Annotated in this window: 16 protein-coding genes and 1 pseudogene; 5 read left to right on the top strand and 12 right to left on the bottom strand. The window is 71.5% G+C overall.

What is annotated here, in order from left to right; all coding sequences use genetic code 11:
• Positions 1-57 precede the first annotated feature (57 nt).
• Positions 58-978 (top strand): annotated as a pseudogene (locus Air01nite_RS04130) (AraC family transcriptional regulator); the annotation flags it as partial.
• Between the two features lie 21 nt (positions 979-999).
• Here the strand turns inward: Air01nite_RS04130 and Air01nite_RS41845 are convergent.
• The 3 genes from Air01nite_RS41845 to Air01nite_RS04140 all read right to left on the bottom strand — a co-directional run bounded on the left by Air01nite_RS41845 (position 1,000) and on the right by Air01nite_RS04140 (position 2,630).
• Complete coding sequence (locus Air01nite_RS41845; protein WP_373310305.1) at positions 1,000-1,200, bottom strand: DUF6186 family protein; 201 nt, start codon at positions 1,198-1,200, stop codon at positions 1,000-1,002.
• A complete protein-coding gene (locus tag Air01nite_RS04135; RefSeq protein ID WP_203700426.1) occupies positions 1,197-1,604 on the bottom strand; it encodes a hypothetical protein in 408 nt (135 codons plus the stop codon). Before Air01nite_RS04135 ends, Air01nite_RS41845 begins: the two co-directional genes overlap by 4 nt.
• A gap of 114 nt (positions 1,605-1,718) precedes the next feature.
• Positions 1,719-2,630 carry an alpha/beta fold hydrolase gene (locus tag Air01nite_RS04140; protein ID WP_203700427.1) on the bottom strand — a complete coding sequence of 304 codons (912 nt, stop codon included), beginning with the start codon at positions 2,628-2,630 and terminating at the stop codon, positions 1,719-1,721.
• A gap of 86 nt (positions 2,631-2,716) precedes the next feature.
• On the opposite strand from Air01nite_RS04140, the gene Air01nite_RS04145 reads away from it, so the two are divergent.
• Positions 2,717-3,283 carry a helix-turn-helix domain-containing protein gene (locus Air01nite_RS04145; RefSeq protein WP_203700428.1) on the top strand — a complete coding sequence of 189 codons (567 nt, stop codon included), beginning with the start codon at positions 2,717-2,719 and terminating at the stop codon, positions 3,281-3,283.
• A 158-nt stretch (positions 3,284-3,441) separates the two neighbouring features.
• On the opposite strand, the gene hutH is transcribed toward Air01nite_RS04145, so the two are convergent.
• The 6 genes from hutH to Air01nite_RS04175 all read right to left on the bottom strand — a co-directional run bounded on the left by hutH (position 3,442) and on the right by Air01nite_RS04175 (position 11,346).
• Positions 3,442-4,980: a histidine ammonia-lyase gene (gene hutH, locus Air01nite_RS04150; protein WP_203700429.1), complete on the bottom strand. Its 1,539-nt coding sequence runs from the start codon at positions 4,978-4,980 to the stop codon at positions 3,442-3,444.
• A complete protein-coding gene (gene hutI, locus Air01nite_RS04155) occupies positions 4,977-6,146 on the bottom strand; it encodes an imidazolonepropionase (RefSeq protein ID WP_203700430.1) in 1,170 nt (389 codons plus the stop codon). The genes hutH and hutI overlap by 4 nt, the downstream gene beginning before the upstream one ends.
• On the bottom strand, positions 6,140-7,477 hold the full coding sequence (locus Air01nite_RS04160; RefSeq protein WP_203700431.1) for a formimidoylglutamate deiminase: 1,338 nt from the start codon (positions 7,475-7,477) through the stop codon (positions 6,140-6,142). Before Air01nite_RS04160 ends, hutI begins: the two co-directional genes overlap by 7 nt.
• Positions 7,478-7,550: 73 nt before the next feature.
• Complete coding sequence (locus tag Air01nite_RS04165) at positions 7,551-8,846, bottom strand: allantoate amidohydrolase (RefSeq protein WP_203700432.1); 1,296 nt, start codon at positions 8,844-8,846, stop codon at positions 7,551-7,553.
• Between the two features lie 3 nt (positions 8,847-8,849).
• On the bottom strand, positions 8,850-10,484 hold the full coding sequence (gene hutU, locus Air01nite_RS04170; protein ID WP_203700433.1) for a urocanate hydratase: 1,635 nt from the start codon (positions 10,482-10,484) through the stop codon (positions 8,850-8,852).
• Between the two features lie 19 nt (positions 10,485-10,503).
• Positions 10,504-11,346, bottom strand: coding sequence for a MurR/RpiR family transcriptional regulator (locus tag Air01nite_RS04175; protein WP_203700434.1), 843 nt, complete (start codon positions 11,344-11,346; stop codon positions 10,504-10,506).
• A gap of 95 nt (positions 11,347-11,441) precedes the next feature.
• Here Air01nite_RS04175 and Air01nite_RS04180 point away from each other — a divergent pair, with 95 nt between their 5' ends.
• The 3 genes from Air01nite_RS04180 to Air01nite_RS04190 all read left to right on the top strand — a co-directional run bounded on the left by Air01nite_RS04180 (position 11,442) and on the right by Air01nite_RS04190 (position 13,739).
• Entirely contained in the window at positions 11,442-12,275 is an 834-nt protein-coding gene (locus tag Air01nite_RS04180) for a class I SAM-dependent methyltransferase (protein WP_203700435.1), read from the top strand.
• A gap of 24 nt (positions 12,276-12,299) precedes the next feature.
• Positions 12,300-13,106, top strand: coding sequence for an MOSC domain-containing protein (locus Air01nite_RS04185; RefSeq protein WP_203700436.1), 807 nt, complete (start codon positions 12,300-12,302; stop codon positions 13,104-13,106).
• 75 nt (positions 13,107-13,181) lie between these two features.
• Positions 13,182-13,739, top strand: coding sequence for a dihydrofolate reductase family protein (locus Air01nite_RS04190; protein ID WP_203700437.1), 558 nt, complete (start codon positions 13,182-13,184; stop codon positions 13,737-13,739).
• A gap of 27 nt (positions 13,740-13,766) precedes the next feature.
• Here Air01nite_RS04190 and Air01nite_RS04195 read toward each other — a convergent pair whose 3' ends face one another.
• From Air01nite_RS04195 to Air01nite_RS04205, 3 genes are all read right to left on the bottom strand, one after another.
• Positions 13,767-14,054, bottom strand: coding sequence for a DUF1905 domain-containing protein (locus tag Air01nite_RS04195; protein ID WP_203700438.1), 288 nt, complete (start codon positions 14,052-14,054; stop codon positions 13,767-13,769).
• A gap of 264 nt (positions 14,055-14,318) precedes the next feature.
• The gene (locus tag Air01nite_RS04200; RefSeq protein ID WP_203700439.1) at positions 14,319-14,756 is read right to left on the bottom strand and encodes a hypothetical protein; all 438 of its coding nucleotides are present in this window, start codon (positions 14,754-14,756) and stop codon (positions 14,319-14,321) included.
• A gap of 18 nt (positions 14,757-14,774) precedes the next feature.
• Positions 14,775-15,272 (bottom strand): EndoU domain-containing protein, encoded by a 498-nt coding sequence (locus tag Air01nite_RS04205; RefSeq protein WP_239090476.1) that lies wholly within the window; start codon positions 15,270-15,272, stop codon positions 14,775-14,777.

The raw sequence follows: 15,272 nt of genomic DNA on the forward strand, positions 1-15,272 counted from the left end.
GCGGGAGCGACGGTCGCGCCCACCGCGGGCCCGAGCAGGGCTCGTTAGCATGGTTCGATGGATGCTCTTGCCGGGCTGCTGGACGGGCCGCGGGCGCGGGAGGCGTTCCTGCTGCGGTGTGTGCTGGACCCGCCGTGGTCGTTGCGGATCCGCGACGAGGCGCCGCTGTCGATCGTGTCGGTGGTTCGTGGCGACGCCTGGGTGATCTTCGACGACGCGGCTCCGGTGCGGCTGCGGCCGGGTGACGTCGCGGTGATGCGCGGGCCTGACCACTACACCGTGGCTGACGATCCCGGGACCGTGCCGCAGATCGTGATTCATCCCGGGCAGCGGTGCACCACGCCCGACGGGCGGGAGCTGCACGACGAGATGGCGCTCGGCGTGCGGACCTGGGGCACCAGCGTGGACGGTGGGTCCGTGCTGTTGACCGGGACCTATCAGGTCAACGGTGAGATCAGTGAGCGGCTCTTGCGCGCCCTGCCGACGCTGCTCGTGGTGCGGTCCGACGAATGGGACACGCCGCTGGTCGGGCTGCTCGGGGATGAGATCACCCGGGACGACCAGGGGCAGTCCGCGGTGCTCGACCGGCTGCTCGACCTGTTGCTGATCGCCGTGTTGCGGGCCTGGTTTTCGCGGCCGGAGGCTGCCGCGCCCGCGTGGTACCAGGCGCAGAGCGATCCCGTGGTCGGCCGTGCGTTGCGGATGCTGCACAGCAATCCGGCTTATCCGTGGACGGTGGCGTCACTGGCCGCGCGGAGTGGGCTGTCGCGGGCGGCGCTCGCGCGGCGGTTCGCGGAGCTTGTCGGCGAGCCGCCCATGTCCTATCTCACCGGGTGGCGGCTGGCGCTGGCGGCCGATCTGCTGCGTGAGCCAGACGCGACCGTGGCGGCGGTGGCGCGGCAGGTGGGGTACGGGAGCGCGTTCGCGCTCAGCACCGCGTTCAAGCGGGTCCACGGGGTCAGTCCCCAGGAGCATCGGCGCCGGTCGGGGGTGCTCGTGTCAGCGGGCCAGGAAGTGGTAGCCGATCCAGCACCACCAGCCGAGGACCAGGACGCGGCCGAGCGGGGTGCGCATGGCGGCGGTCAGCGCGGTCGCGACCGGCTGCGGGCCGCGGCCGCGTCGGCGGCTGACGAGGTCGACCAGGACCATCGAGCCGAAGATGACGATGAAGCCCGTGATGAGGATGTTGCGGGCGCTCATCGGGACGCCACCCAGGCTCCGGTGCTCAGCCAGATCACGTAGCCGAGCGCCCGGGCCGGATAGTTCTCCAGCACCGGGTCGAACGCCAGGCTCAGCGTGGGGTGGGCCTGGTCGTTGCCCCAGAGGAAGGCGACCACCTCCCACACGCAGAACAGGCCGAGCAGGGTGAACCAGGTGACGACGGTCGACCTGGTGGTTTTCACCGATCGATTCGGTACGCGGCGCGCGCCCCAGACGACCAGAGCCAGCCCGGGCGCGAGCACGGTGATCGACGCCGGCAGGGTCAATGGGCGGGCGATGGCGGCGGCCAGTGCGTAGCCGACGATGAGCACGACTACGACGGCGTATCGGTTGAGGAGGAGGGGACGACTGGCGGTCTCCTCGCGATGCTGCGACTCCACCATCACTTCAGTCTGCCGAAGATCGACCCCGCCGGGATGCTCATTCGCGCGTGAGTTGCGGCTCAAGGGCGCATTGGTCGCTACGGATGGTGCGGGACCACTCAACGTGACAGGTGATCAACCTGCGATGGCCTTGATCGCGTCCGCCGTGGCGGCCGGCTGGTCGTGGTGGAGGTAGTGGCCGGCGTCGTCGACCACCAGATGCTGACCCCTCGGGAAGGCGGCCGCGGTCTGGTCGGCCAGCTCGGCCGCGCGGGCCTGGAGCGCGGGCGGCTTGCCGCGGGTCGCGGTCAGGATCGTCATCGGCACGTCGGGCACCGTCATCGCGGCCCGGGCCCGGCGGGCGGCGGCGACCCGGGAGGCGAGCAGGTTCTCGGACCGGATGGACACGACCTGACCGAGCCGGTCGTACGAGGCCCGGTAGGCGTCCATGAACAGCGCCTGGACGGCCGGGTCGGCGCTGCATTTCTCGGCGGTGCCGCGGCCGAACGCGGTGAGCCGCTTCTCGAACCTGCCGACGGCCTTGAGCACCACGATCCAGGCGAGCATGGCATCGGCACCGAGCCGCAGCCGCACGGGTAGCTCGGCCATGATCTCCTCGTGGGTCGGGTCGACCAGCACGAGCCCGGACACCATGCCGGGCCGGGCCGCGGCGGCGTGCTGGACGAGCAGCCCGCCCCAGCTGTGCCCGACCAGCAGCGCCGGCCCGTGCCAGTCGAGCAGCGCGACCAGGTCGTCGACCTGGGCGTCCAACGTGGTCCGCGGCGCCGGGTCGCTGGCACCGAGCCCCGCACGGTCGTAGGCCACGAGATGGAAGTCGGCGGCGAGCGCGGGCAGCACGGGACCCCAGTCGAGCACGGTGTCACCGGCGCCGGCGGCGAGCAGGATCGTCGGGCCGCCGTTGTCGGTCTCCACCCACCGGAGGTGGCGGCCGCCGGGCCGGGCCAGCTCGCCGTAGCCGAAGCGCGCGCCGGGCGCCAGCGCCGAGAGTGCCTTGATCACCAGGTCGCGCTGCCGCCCATTCGTCATCCCGTTGCCTCCTGCTTTCGAGGGAATTCTTTCGAGACGATATTCTCGAAAGGTTGGACCCGAAACAAGAGGGAGCTTCGCGAATAGTGAGCGGACGACTGCAGGGAGCGGCGGCGATGCGCGCGTTGGCGCACCCGACCCGAATCGCGCTGATGGAGGCGCTGCGCCTGCACGAGACGCTGACCGCGACGGAGGCGAGCGCGCTGATCGGGGAAACTCCGACAAACTGCGCGTTCCACCTGCGTGCCCTGGCCAGGTTCGGCTTCGTCGAGGAGGTCGGCACGGGCCCGGGCCGCCGCCGCCCATGGCGGGCGCTGGAAATGCCGCTGGCCTTCTCGGACGTCCAGGACGATGAACAGTCGACGGCCGCCGCGCGGGCCTTGTCCGATGTGCTCATCCGGCATTGGCTGGAGCGGTTGCAATCTGCGCAGGCCAACCGGCACGCCGAGCCGGTCGAGTGGCAGGACGTGCTCGGCGGCTCGAACACCGTGGTGCACGGGACAGTCGACGAGGTGCGCGAGCTGGTGGCCGATCTGCGGGCGGTGTTGAGCCGGTATGACGACCGGCTGCGGGATCCCGCCGCGCGGCCGGAGGGCTCGCGGCCGGTGGAGCTGTTGCTGTTCGCCCAGCCGTACGGGCCGGGGGAGCGCTGAGGGCCGTTGCCTGCGGCGGCTGCGCCGCCGTGCCCTGCGGCCCGCGCTGCGGTGACCCGCGGCTGGGCTTACCCCACACTGACCCGCGCCGCGCGCATGCCCGCGCTCCGCCGGCGGCGCCGCTGCCGACCCGCCCGGGCGGCGCGGTTGCGGTCGGGTTAGCTCAGGGGGCCGAGTTCTGCCTCGATCGCTGTGCGTAGGTCCGTGCCGGCCACCAGGTCGCGGGCCGCCTCGATGGTTGGGGCCAGGAAGACGTCCGGACCCGGCGTGCCCGCGAAGCGGGCTACCGCCGCCGTCGCGATGGTGCCCGCCGGCGACGGCGTGAGCGGCGCCCGTAGCTGGATCCCGCGGACCCCCGCCAGCAGCTCCACCGCGAGCAGGCTCGTCAGATTGTCGAGCACCGTGCGTAGCTTGCGCGTCGCCGCCCACCCCATCGAGACGTGGTCTTCCTGCATCCCGCTGGTCGGCAGTGAGTCGACCGACGCCGGCGACGCCAGGCGGCGGTTTTCCGCGACGATGCCCGCCGCCGTGTATTGCGCGATCATCAACCCCGAGTTGACCCCCGCGTCGGGCGACAGGAACGGCGGCAGGTCGCGCGAGCGGCACACGTCGAGCAGGCGGTCGACGCGGCGTTCGGCGATGGCGCCTACCTCGGCCGCCGCGATCGCCAGGTAGTCCGCGGCGAAGCCCAGCGGCGCACCGTGGAAGTTGCCCGTCGACTCGACACGACCATCGGGCAGCACGACCGGGTTGTCGACCACCGAGCGGAGCTCGCGCCCCGCCACCTGGATCGCGAACTCGAGTGTGTCGCGAGCGGCGCCCGCCACCTGCGGCGCGCAGCGCATCGAGTAGGCGTCCTGGACCGCGTGAGCCAGGTCGTCGCGGTGGGAATCCATGATCGCGGAGCCCTGCAGCAGCCGGTGGATGTTGGCCGCCGACGTGGCCTGGCCCGGGTGCGGGCGGATGGCGTGCAGCTCCGGCAGGAACGGGCGCTCGGAGCCCAGCATCGCCTCGATGGACAGCGCCGCGGTCAGGTCGGCCATCGTGAACAGGTGCGCGGCGTCGCCGATCGCCAGCAGGAGCATGCCGAGCATGCCGTCGGTGCCGTTGACCAGCGCCAGGCCCTCCTTGGCGGCCAGCTCGATCGGGTGCAGGCCCGCGCGGCGCAGGGCCTCGCTGCCGTCGATGCGGGCACCCGACTTGTCGAGCACCCAGCCCTCGCCGAGCAGCACGAGCGCGCAGTGCGCCAGGGGCGCCAGGTCGCCGGAGGCGCCGAGCGAGCCGTGCTCGGGCACCCACGGGGTGACGTCAGCGTTCAGCAGGTCGACCAGCGACTGCGCGACCAGCGGGCGGACGCCCGACCGGCCCATCGCCAGCGACCGGATGCGCAGCAGCATCATCGCCCGGACGACCTCGCGCGGCATCGGGGCGCCGACGCCGGCGGCGTGCGAGCGGATCAGCGCGTGTTGCAGCTCGGCCCGGCGTTCGCTGGCCACATAGGTGTTGGCCAGCGATCCGAAGCCCGTCGACACCCCGTAGACCGGGCGGCCGGACTCCTCGATGCGGTCGACGTGGGCCCGCGACGCGGCCATCGCCTCGATGGCGGTCGGGTGCAGCTCGACCAGCGCGGCCCCGCGGGCCACGGCATGGACGTCGGCGGGGGTGACGCCGGTGGGAAGAACGGTGACAGTCGTCATTGCGGCACTCCGTTGTGCAGGACCTTGGTGACCAGTGGTACGCCAGGCCGGTAGGCCAGGTGCAGGTGGGAAGGCGCGTCGAGCAGCACGATGTCGGCCCGCGCACCAGGGCGGATCACGCCCACGTCGTCGCGGAGCAGCGCCCGTGCGCCGCCCGCGGTGGCCGCCCAGACCGCCTCGGCCGGCGTCATGCCCATCTCGCGGACGGCGAGCGCGACGCAGAACGGCATCGAGGAGGTGTAGGACGACCCGGGGTTGCAGTCGGTGGCCAGCGCGACGGTGGCGCCGGCGTCGAGGAGCCGGCGCGCGTCGGGATAGGCCGAGCGGGTGGAGAACTCCGCGCCGGGCAGCAGCGTCGCGACGGTGCGCGACCCCGCCAGCGCGTCGATGTCGGCGCGGGACAGATGGGTGCAGTGGTCGGCGCTGGCCGCGCCCAGCTCGACCGCGAGCTGCACGCCCTCGCCGGGCCCGAGCTGGTTGGCGTGCACGCGGACGCCCAGACCGGCGTCCTTGCCCACGGTCAGGATCGCCCGTGCGTGGTCGGCGTCGAACGCGCCCTTCTCGCAGAACACGTCGATCCAGCGGGCATAAGGCCGGGCCGCCCGCAGCATCGGCCCGCAGACCAGCCCGACATAGTCGTCGGCCCGGTCGGCGTATTCCGGGGGAACCACGTGGGCCCCGAGGAAGGTGGTGTCGCGGCTGAACTCCGTGGCGATCCGCAGCGAGCGGGCCTCGTCGGCCACGGTCAGCCCGTAGCCGCTCTTGATCTCGATGGTCGTGGTGCCCTGGCGCATCGCCTCGGTGTGCAGGCGGGCCACGTTGTCGCGGAGCACCTCGTCGTCGGCGGCTCGGGTCGCGGCGACGGTCGTGCGGATGCCGCCGCCGGTGTAGGACTCGCCGGCCATCCGCGCCGCGAACTCCGCGGCCCGGTCGCCCGCGAAGACCAGGTGGGCGTGACTGTCGACGAAGCCCGGCAGGACGGCGCCGCCCTGCGCGTCGATGCGGCGGTCGGCGGCCGGTGCGTAGCGGCTCGGGCCGATCCAGGCGATGTCGCCCTCCTCGACCAGCACGGCCGCCTTGCGCCGGATGCCGAGCAGCCCGCCGTCGCCGGTGCCCGGGATGTTGGTCACCAGCTCGCCGATGTTGTCGATCACCAGACTCACCACAAGCTTTGCACCGCCTCTTCGAGCGCCGCCGGGACGTCTATCCGCACATGGTGCCCGTCGCGGACGGTGACCCGCCCGTCGACCACCACCGTCGTGACGTCGGCGGCACTCGCGACCATTGCCGCACCGACCGGCGGGGCGCCGGCCGTGCGCGGGCTCGCGGTGTCGATCGCGACCAGGTCGGCCCGCTCGCCGACCGCGATCCGGCCCACGTCGGCCCAGCCGAGCGCGTTGTGGCCGGCCACCGAGGCGGCCCGGACCAGCTCGGCGGGCGTGAAGTGCCCGCGCCGCTCGGTGCGGAGCCGCTCGTCGGCCTCCAGGGCACGGGACTCCTCGAACAGGTCGATCACCGTCTGGCTGTCGCTGCCGAGGGAGGGCGGGCTGCCGGCGTCGGCCAGCGCCCGGGCCGGGCCGATGCCGTCGGCGAGGTCGCGCTCGGTGGTCGGGCAGAAGCAGACGCCGGTGCCGGTGTCGCCGAGCAGGGTGCGGTCGAGGTCGGTGAGGTGGGTGGCGTGCACCGCCGTCGACCGGGTGCTGAGGATGCCGCTGTCGGAGAGCAGCTCGGTGGGGGTGCGCCCGTGCGTGGCGAGGCAGGCCTCGTTTTCGGCGCGCTGCTCCGACAGGTGGAAGTGCAGCGGACGCCCGACGGTGCGCTCGGCGAACGCGGGCAGCAGCTCCGCCGGCACGGCGCGGACCGAGTGCAGCGCGGCGCCGATCCGCACGGTGTCCTGGTTGTCGGCGTTGGCCGCGTCGAGCCGCTCCAGGCGCTCGAGGTAGGCGTCGAGGTCGTGGTCGGCGAACCGGAGCTGGACGCCCTCGAGCGGGGCGCCGTCGACGCTCGCGGTCAGGTAGAGCGCGTCGAGCAGCGTGATCCGGATGCCGGCTTGTGCGGCGGCCTCGATCAGCACGGTGCCCATCACGTTGGGGTCGACGTAGGGCTCACCGTCGACGTCGTTGTGCAGGTAGTGGAACTCGCCGACGGTGGTGATGCCGGCCAGCGCCATCTCCGCGTAGGTGGCCCGGGCCAGCGCCAGGTAGCGGTCGGGGTCGAGGCGGCCGGCCAGCGCGTACATCCGGTCGCGCCAGGTCCAGAAGCTGCCCCGGTCGTCGGTGGTGCGGCCGCGCAAGGCGCGGTGGAACGCGTGCGAGTGGGCGTTGGCGAGCCCGGGCAGCGTGAGCCCCGGCAACCGGATCGCGTCGGAGGGCGGCGTCGCGACCCCGACGGTGATCGTCGAGAACCGCGAGTCGACCACCTCGATCAGCACCCGCTCGGTCGGCGCCTCGTCGGAACCCAACCACGCAAAATCGGCGAACCACAGCCCGTCACTCATGCCCACTCCTCGAAAATCGAGGAGTGGCAAGAGCTCCAATCACTGAGCCGACTGGTTCGCTCGCTGCGCTCGCTCATGCCCCAGCCACCCCCTCGTCATGATCAACGAGTGGTCGGCGGGACAGTTCCTGGAGCACGCGGGCCAGCGCCCGGACCCCCGCCGCGCAGTCCTCGTCGGTGGCCGACTCGGCCGGGGCGTGGCTGACCCCGGTGGGGTTGCGGACGAAGAGCATCGCGGTCGGCAGGTGCGCGGAGAGCACCCCGGCGTCGTGGCCGGCCCCGGTGGGCAGGATCGGCACGCCGCCGAGCAGGGTGGCCAGGCGGTCGGCGAGACCGGTGTCGAACCGCACCTCGCCGGTGGTCGACTCGGCGGTGAACCGGATCGCGGTGCCGTCGCGCCCGGCCCGCTCGGTCGCCTTCTTGGCGACGGCCTCGACCAACCTGGCCAGCGCCTCTTCGTCGGCGGCCCGGGCGTCCAGCCAGCCCCGGACGGCGGCCGGGATCGCGTTGGTCGCGTTGGGCCTGACCTCGACCCGCCCGACGGTCGCGTGCGCGCCGCGCAGCCGGGCCTCCTTGTTGGCGGCGAGCACCGTGAACGCGTAGGTCAGCATCGGGTCGCGCCGGTCGCTCATCAGCGTGGTGCCGGCGTGGTTGCCCTCGCCCTCGACGTCGAAGCGCCAGCGACCGTGCGGCCAGATCGCGCTGGCCACCCCGACCGGTGCGGTGAGCGCGCGGCCCTGCTCGACGTGCAGCTCGACGTAGGCGTCGAAGCCCGCGACCAGGTCGGGCCGCACGCCGGCCGGCGCGGCGCCGAGCACGTCGCCCAGGCACAGGCCGTCGCGGTCGGTGAGCGCGGCGGCCCGCTGCGGGTCGATCGCACCGGTCAGCAACCGCGACCCGAGGCAGGCCAACCCGAACCGGGACCCCTCCTCCTCGGCGAACGCGGCCACGGTGATCGCCCGCTCGGGCCGGAACCCGAGGTCGCGCAGCAGGTCGACCGCGAGGAACGCCGAAACGATCCCGAGCGGCCCGTCGAAGGCCCCACCATGCGGCACGGAGTCGAAATGACTGCCGGTCAGCACCCCTCCGGGCCCACCGGACGGCGCCAACAGGCCGTCGGCGGTCGCCCGGCCGCCGCCGGGCGCGAGGCCGTCTCCCGCCGGGAACCAGGTGGCGAAGAGGTTGCCGTTGCCGTCGTGGGTGAGGGTCATGCCGCGGGCCGTGGCCTGGGCGCGGAACCAGTCGCGGAGCGCGATCTCGGCCGGTGACCACGCGAAGCGCAGGTAGCCGCCGTCGGGTGCCCGGCCGATGCCCGACAGCTCCGCCCACACCTCCCGGAAGGTGCGCGCCAGGTCAAGGTCGCTGGGCATGGGTCACTCTGCCATCGGGACGCGGACGCCGCGTTCGGTGGCCACCTCGGCGGCGCGGTCGTAGCCGGCGTCGACGTGGCGGATGACGCCCATGCCCGGGTCGTTGGTGAGCACGCGCTCGATCTTCTGGCCGGCCAGCGCCGTGCCGTCGGCGACGCAGACCTGGCCCGCGTGGATCGAGCGGCCGATGCCGACGCCGCCGCCGTGGTGGATCGACACCCAGGACGCGCCGCTCGCGGTGTTGACGAGGGCGTTGAGCAGCGGCCAGTCGGCGATCGCGTCGGAGCCGTCGGCCATCGCCTCGGTCTCGCGGTAGGGCGACGCCACCGAGCCCGCGTCGAGGTGGTCCCGGCCGATCACGATCGGCGCCGACAGCTCGCCCGAGGCGACCATCTCGTTGAACCGGACACCCGCCTTGTCGCGCTCGCCGTAGCCCAGCCAGCAGATCCGCGCCGGCAGTCCCTGGAACGCCACCCGCTCGCCGGCCATCCGGATCCACCGGGCGAGCGACTCGTTCTCGGGGAACAGCTCGAGCACCGCGCGGTCGGTGGCCGCGATGTCGGCCGGGTCGCCGGACAGCGCCGCCCAGCGGAACGGGCCCTTGCCCTCGCAGAACAGCGGCCGGATGTAGGCGGGCACGAAGCCGGGGAACGCGAAGGCCCGCTCGTAGCCGCCGAGCTGTGCCTCGCCCCGGATCGAGTTGCCGTAGTCGAACACCTCGGCGCCCGCGTCCATGAACCCGACCATCGCCGCCACATGGGCCGCCATCGAGGCGCGGGCCCGGTCGGTGAACTCGTCGGGCTTCGCCGCCGCGTAGTCGGGCGCGTCACCCGGGTCGACACCCTCCGGCACGTAGGACAGCGGGTCGTGCGCGCTGGTCTGGTCGGTCACGATGTCGATCTCGACACCCCGGCGCAGCAACTCGGGGAACACCGTCGCGGCGTTGCCGACCACGCCGACCGACAGCGCCCGCCGCTCGGCCTTGGCGGCCACGGCGAGGGAAACCGCCTCGTCGAGCGAGTCGGCCACCACGTCGAGATAGCGCGTCGCCACCCGGCGGTCGAGCCGCGACCGGTCGACGTCGACGATCAGGCACGCGCCGCCGTTCATGGTGACCGCGAGCGGCTGCGCGCCGCCCATGCCGCCACAGCCGGCGGTCAGCGTCAGCGTGCCGGCCAGCGAGCCGCCGAACCGCTTCTCGGCCACCGCCGCGAACGTCTCGTAGGTGCCCTGCAGGATGCCCTGCGTGCCGATGTAGATCCACGAGCCCGCGGTCATCTGCCCGTACATGGTCAGGCCGAGCTTCTCCAGCCGGCGGAACTCGGGCCAGGTCGCCCAGTCGCCGACCAGGTTGGAGTTGGCCAGGAGCACCCGCGGCGCCCACTCGTGGGTGCGGAACACGCCGACCGGCCGCCCGGACTGCACGAGCATGGTCTCGTCGTCGCGCAGGGTGTCGAGCGTGCGCACGAGTGCGTGGAACGACGGCCAGTCGCGCGCCGCCTTGCCGGTGCCGCCGTAGACCACCAGGTCATCGGGCCGCTCGGCCACCTCCGGATCCAGGTTGTTGATCAGCATGCGCTTGGCGGCCTCTTGCGGCCACCCGAGGGCGGTGATGCTGCTGCCACGCGGTGCTCGCACGGGACGGCCTCCTAGCTGACTAGCTGACGAACAACTGACGACGGGACGCGGAGCGTTCGAACTCTTCGAGGCGGCTCTGTGACTCGGCCGGCACCGCGTCGCAGAGCGCCTGCAGCAGCACCATGGCCAGCGCCATCGGGGCGGCGTGCAGGTCGAAGACGAGTTGGGCACCGACCGCGGCGGTGAGCACCACGTCGGCGTGGTCGGCGGCGGGGCCGACCGCGGAGTCGGTGATCAGGACGACCGACAGGCCGTCGGCCCGGGCGGCGGTCAGCGCGTCGACCGCCTCGCGTGGGTAGCGGGGCAGGACGAACGCCAGCAAAGCCGTCGCACCGGCCGCGCGGGCCTGGTCGACCCGATCGGCGAGCATGCTGCCGCCGGTGTCGAGCAGCCGGACGTCGGGATGCACCTTCGCGGCGAAGTATCCGAAATAGGCGGCGAGTGGCGCGGCGGACCGCAGCCCCAGCACCGGCAACGGCCGGCTGGCCGCCAGCAGGGCGCCGGCCCGCGACAACGGCGACGGGTCACCCAGCCGACTCGCCAGGTCGTGCAGATTGTCGGCCTCGGCCCGGACGGCCACCTGAAGCTCGTTGTCACCGTCGGGCTTGGCCCAGGCGACGTCGACCGTCGGGCTGACCAGCTCTCGGAGCTTGCGCCGCAGCGCCGGATAGCCGTCGTAGCCCAGCGCCATCGCCAGCCGGGTCACGCTCGGCTGGCTCACCTGGGCGAGCTCGGCGACCTCCGACGCCGATAGATAGGCCGCGGACGTGGCGTTTTGCACCAGGCAGTGCGCGATCCGCCGCTGGGTCGGCGTCAGCCGCGCCCCACGGAACAGATCCACCACCCGAACGCCTTCATTCACTCCCGCAGCGTATGCATAGAACCATTCAGAAACAAGCGCGAGGCGTTGCCAACTACCTGTGTGACCCAGGCAACAGAGTCTGATACAACTGCCGCGTGAACCGGACGAGACTTCGCAGAGCCATCGCCCGCACACCGCTGGCACCCGTCGCGGCCTTCCCGAAACGGCTCCACCGCGTGGCCCGACACGACGCCGGCGTCATCGGCTCGTCGGTGCGGTGGCTTTTCACCTCCCGCGAGCACCACAACTACACGTACGAGCTGACGAAGTTGTCCCGGGAGCACCTCGCCTGGTTCGTCAGCATCACCTGCGCGGTCCCGGTCGCGACGGTCCGCGGCTACATGGACGAGCTCGACAACGACGAGGCGCTGCGCGACCACATCACGTCGGCCACCGCCGCGTCCGCCCGCCGCGGCCTCGCCGACAAGCAGGTCAGATATGCCAGGCGCATCGGTTGGTACGCGATCGTGCGAGCCAAGCGTCCCGCCCACGTGGTCGAGACCGGCGTCGACAAGGGTCTCGGCACGTGCGTGCTCGCGGCCGCGCTCCTGCGCAACACGGCCGAGGGTTCACCGGGCCGGGTCACGTCGCTCGACATCAACCCCGAGGCCGGCTACCTGGCCAGCATCGCGCCCTGGAGCGAGGTCGTCGACCTGGTCATCGGCGACTCCATCGCCTCGATCGGCGCGCTGGACCGCAAGGTCGACATGTTCCTGCACGACAGCAACCACCACGTGGCGCACGAGCGGCGCGAGTTCCGGGCCGTCGAGCCCAAGCTGGCACCCGGAGCCCTGCTGCTGACCGACAACGTCACGGTGACCAACGTGCTGGCCGAGCACGCCGAGCGCACCGGCCGCCGTTTCCTCGCATATCGCGAAACTCCGGCCAAGCACTGGTACGCCGGCGACGGAATCGGCCTCGCCTGGTGAGCGCCCCGGTGGCACCCTGAAGCGATGCGATTGGGCGCCATCTACACGTACCCGGTGAAGGGTTGTCACCGAGTCACCCACGACGGCGCGCGCGTCGAGCCGTGGGGCCTGGCCGGCGACCGCCGCTGGATGATCGTCGACAGCGCGGGTGTCGGCGTGACGCAGCGGGACAACGCCGCGCTCGTCTTCCTGCGTGCCGAGGTCCAGCCCGGTGAGCTGCGGCTGACGGCGCCCGGGCGCACATCGATCACGATCCAGGAGCCATCACCGGCGTACGACGTGGGCGTGAAGATCTTCAAAAGCCGGACCGCCCCGGTGCCGGCGCGCCCGGCCGGGCCGGAGGCGGACGCCTGGCTGAGCGAGTTCCTGGGCAGCCCCGTCAGCCTGGTGTTCCTGCACGACCCGACGGCCCACGTGGCCGGCGCCAGTTCGACGGTGGGCGTGACGACGTTCGCGGACGCGTACCCCTTGTTGCTCGCCAACGCCGCTTCCCTGAGTGCGCTCAACGACTGGCTGCTCGAGGCGGGCGACGAACCGGTGCCGATCACCCGTTTCCGCCCGAACCTGGTCGTCGAGGGCGCGGCACCGTGGGCCGAGGACGGCTGGGTCGGCGGCCGCCTGCGCGTGGGCGGCGTGGTCTTCGACGCCATCAGCCTGTGCGACCGCTGCGTCGTGACCACAATTGACCAGGAGACGGCGGTGAAGGGCAAGCAGCCGCTGCGCGCGCTGGGGCGGCACCGCAACATCGACCAGGGCCTGATGTTCGGCCTCAACCTGGTGCCGTCGGCCCCGGGCGCGGTCCAGGTGGGAGACGAGGTCGAACTTCTTTAGCCGAGGCTGTCGAAGCTGCGGTGCCCGCTCCGACATCGTGTTTGAAGGACACGAAACCGAGGTCGGAGGACCATCATGCGGAAGATCATTTACTGGGTGCACACGTCGGTCGACGGCTTCGTCGACGGCCCCAACGGCGAGTTCGACTGGACAGAGCTGGGCCCGGAGCTCGCCGACTACGCACACGAGGTCCACGACGGCGTCGACACCTTTCTCTATGGCCGCGTTGTCTGGGAGATGATGTCCGGCTACTGGCCGACCGCGGACAAGGAATCGGATCACCCCCACGACCAGGAGTTCGCCCCAATCTGGCGCGAAACACCGAAAATCGTCTTCTCGCGTACGCTGCGCGGCCCGCTCGACTGGAACACCACAGTGATCAACTCGGACGTGGCCGAGTCGGTAGCGGCCCTGAAGTCCGGCACGGGCAAGGACCTGCTGCTGAACGGCGGCTCTGGCATGGCCGCGACGCTGGCGGATTTGGGCCTCGTGGACGAGATCCAGGTCATCGTCCACCCGGTCATCCTGGGCGGCGGCAAGCGGTTGCTTCCGATCGCGCGGACCGCTCTGGAATTGACCGGCACCCGCACGTTCGACAACCGGTCGGTGCTGTTGAGCTACACGTTGGGCTGATGCGGTGCGGGCCCGTGGCGGTCCGGCTCAGACGTCCAACGTCAACCGGACCGTCACGGTGTCACCGACATCGATCCGCTCGGCCTTACGCACCGCGGTCTTGATCGGCACGATGTAACGCCCATCCTTGGGCCAGAGCGAGGTGGTGTAGTCGGTCGCCCCAACCCGCGCCCCGACCGGAATCATCCCCCAGCCATAGCTGACCAGATCGGCATTGGCCGCAATCTCAAGACAGAAGGCCTCGGGCACGGTAACGAAGTGCCAAGGTGCCGGCCCCCTCCAAAACCAGATCTCCCCGTCGAACTCCATCTCCATCGCCACACCATAAACAGACCCACCACCCTCGCAACCGCCCGCTTCACGGGGGCGGCACCGCCGCGTTTCGCCCGGGAGCGCCGACAACCCCACCGTTGCAGGCTCTGGCGGTGCGGGCGCGCCAGGGCGATGCTGTGTCACCTCGCGGTCCAAGACGCTTCTTCGAGGTCTGCGATGACCAAGGCGTGGCAGCGCCGCGGCGAGAGCGGCGAGCGGCCGGCGCCTCGCGTCGGTTGCGGTGCACGGACCGGATGGGATCTCGAGCTAGAAGAGACGTCCGCGGTATGGATGTTGCCGCTCGCGGCGCTGCTCCCACAGCAATAGTTCCGCCTGCCATCGCGGCAGGTCGGGCCAGTACTGGCGGACGAGGTCGGGGTCCTCGGGCTGGGAAGCGAGGAAGCGCCAGTACTCCTCCAACGCCTCGGTCAGGTCGCGGAGTGAATAGCTGCCGGACTCGTCGACGAAGCGATTGCTGAAACGGATGCCGTTGGCGTCGATAGCGACGTCGTAGTGTTCACTACCCCAGGGCTCGACCGGTCGACCCTTCGCAAGGTCGTCAACGTCGGCCAAGGCGTCGAGGCACACTCTGAAATGGACCGAGATGTCGCCGGTGATCCACGACCCGAGTGCCGTGTACGTGGGATCTGTGACCGCGAATACCGGAAGGTCGTACTGATCGGACGCAAATCTGATGAAGGTCAACTGGGGTTCGCTCCAGCTTCAGATGACCGGCCAGCCGTGACCGACGTCGCCGTTGTCATAGTAGCCCTCGATTCTCATGCCCCGATACGTGCCGCGCCATCGATTGCTTCCGGGAACCGGAGTTGATCGATGGAAGGCTGTGTTGATCGCATTCTCTACTTCGCTCGGTGTCCAGTGATCAGGAAAGAAGCTGCTCACGCCGTCGTTGCCGTGCTTGTCGCGCCACACTCCGCTGGGAGGGATCGTCGGGTCGAAGTACTGCACGGTGGCGGAGTATGCGCCCGTCGACGACCTCCTCGTGACCGTCGACGGGTCGATCCGTCGATTCGGCCAGTCCATGCCGCCCGGGCGGTAATGCCAGCCTGAGCCGTGGGTCGCGCCAGGGTACATGTGGCCCTTAAACACATGATCGCGCGACCAGACGCTCAAGCGGCCAGGGCGCTCGCGGCGGTTGGCCTTCCGTAGGTACGCCAGGGCCGCTCGCATGAGTTTGCCACCGGCGTTCTTCTTGGCCAT

The organism is Asanoa iriomotensis (genome assembly GCF_016862515.1).
GTDB classification, from domain to species: domain Bacteria; phylum Actinomycetota; class Actinomycetes; order Mycobacteriales; family Micromonosporaceae; genus Asanoa; species Asanoa iriomotensis.

Coding starts and splice junctions, on each gene's coding strand:
- Air01nite_RS41845 (WP_373310305.1), bottom strand. CDS start 1,200: ATGAGCGCCCGCAACATCCTCATCACGGGCTTCATCGTCATCTTCGGC.
- hutH (WP_203700429.1), bottom strand. CDS start 4,980: ATGACGACTGTCACCGTTCTTCCCACCGGCGTCACCCCCGCCGACGTC.
- Air01nite_RS04195 (WP_203700438.1), bottom strand. CDS start 14,054: ATGGAGATGGAGTTCGACGGGGAGATCTGGTTTTGGAGGGGGCCGGCA.
- Air01nite_RS04190 (WP_203700437.1), top strand. CDS start 13,182: ATGCGGAAGATCATTTACTGGGTGCACACGTCGGTCGACGGCTTCGTC.
- Air01nite_RS04185 (WP_203700436.1), top strand. CDS start 12,300: ATGCGATTGGGCGCCATCTACACGTACCCGGTGAAGGGTTGTCACCGA.
- Air01nite_RS04205 (WP_239090476.1), bottom strand. CDS start 15,272: ATGGCCAAGAAGAACGCCGGTGGCAAACTCATGCGAGCGGCCCTGGCG.
- Air01nite_RS04135 (WP_203700426.1), bottom strand. CDS start 1,604: ATGGTGGAGTCGCAGCATCGCGAGGAGACCGCCAGTCGTCCCCTCCTC.
- Air01nite_RS04160 (WP_203700431.1), bottom strand. CDS start 7,477: ATGAGTGACGGGCTGTGGTTCGCCGATTTTGCGTGGTTGGGTTCCGAC.
- Air01nite_RS04140 (WP_203700427.1), bottom strand. CDS start 2,630: ATGACGAATGGGCGGCAGCGCGACCTGGTGATCAAGGCACTCTCGGCG.
- Air01nite_RS04165 (WP_203700432.1), bottom strand. CDS start 8,846: ATGCCCAGCGACCTTGACCTGGCGCGCACCTTCCGGGAGGTGTGGGCG.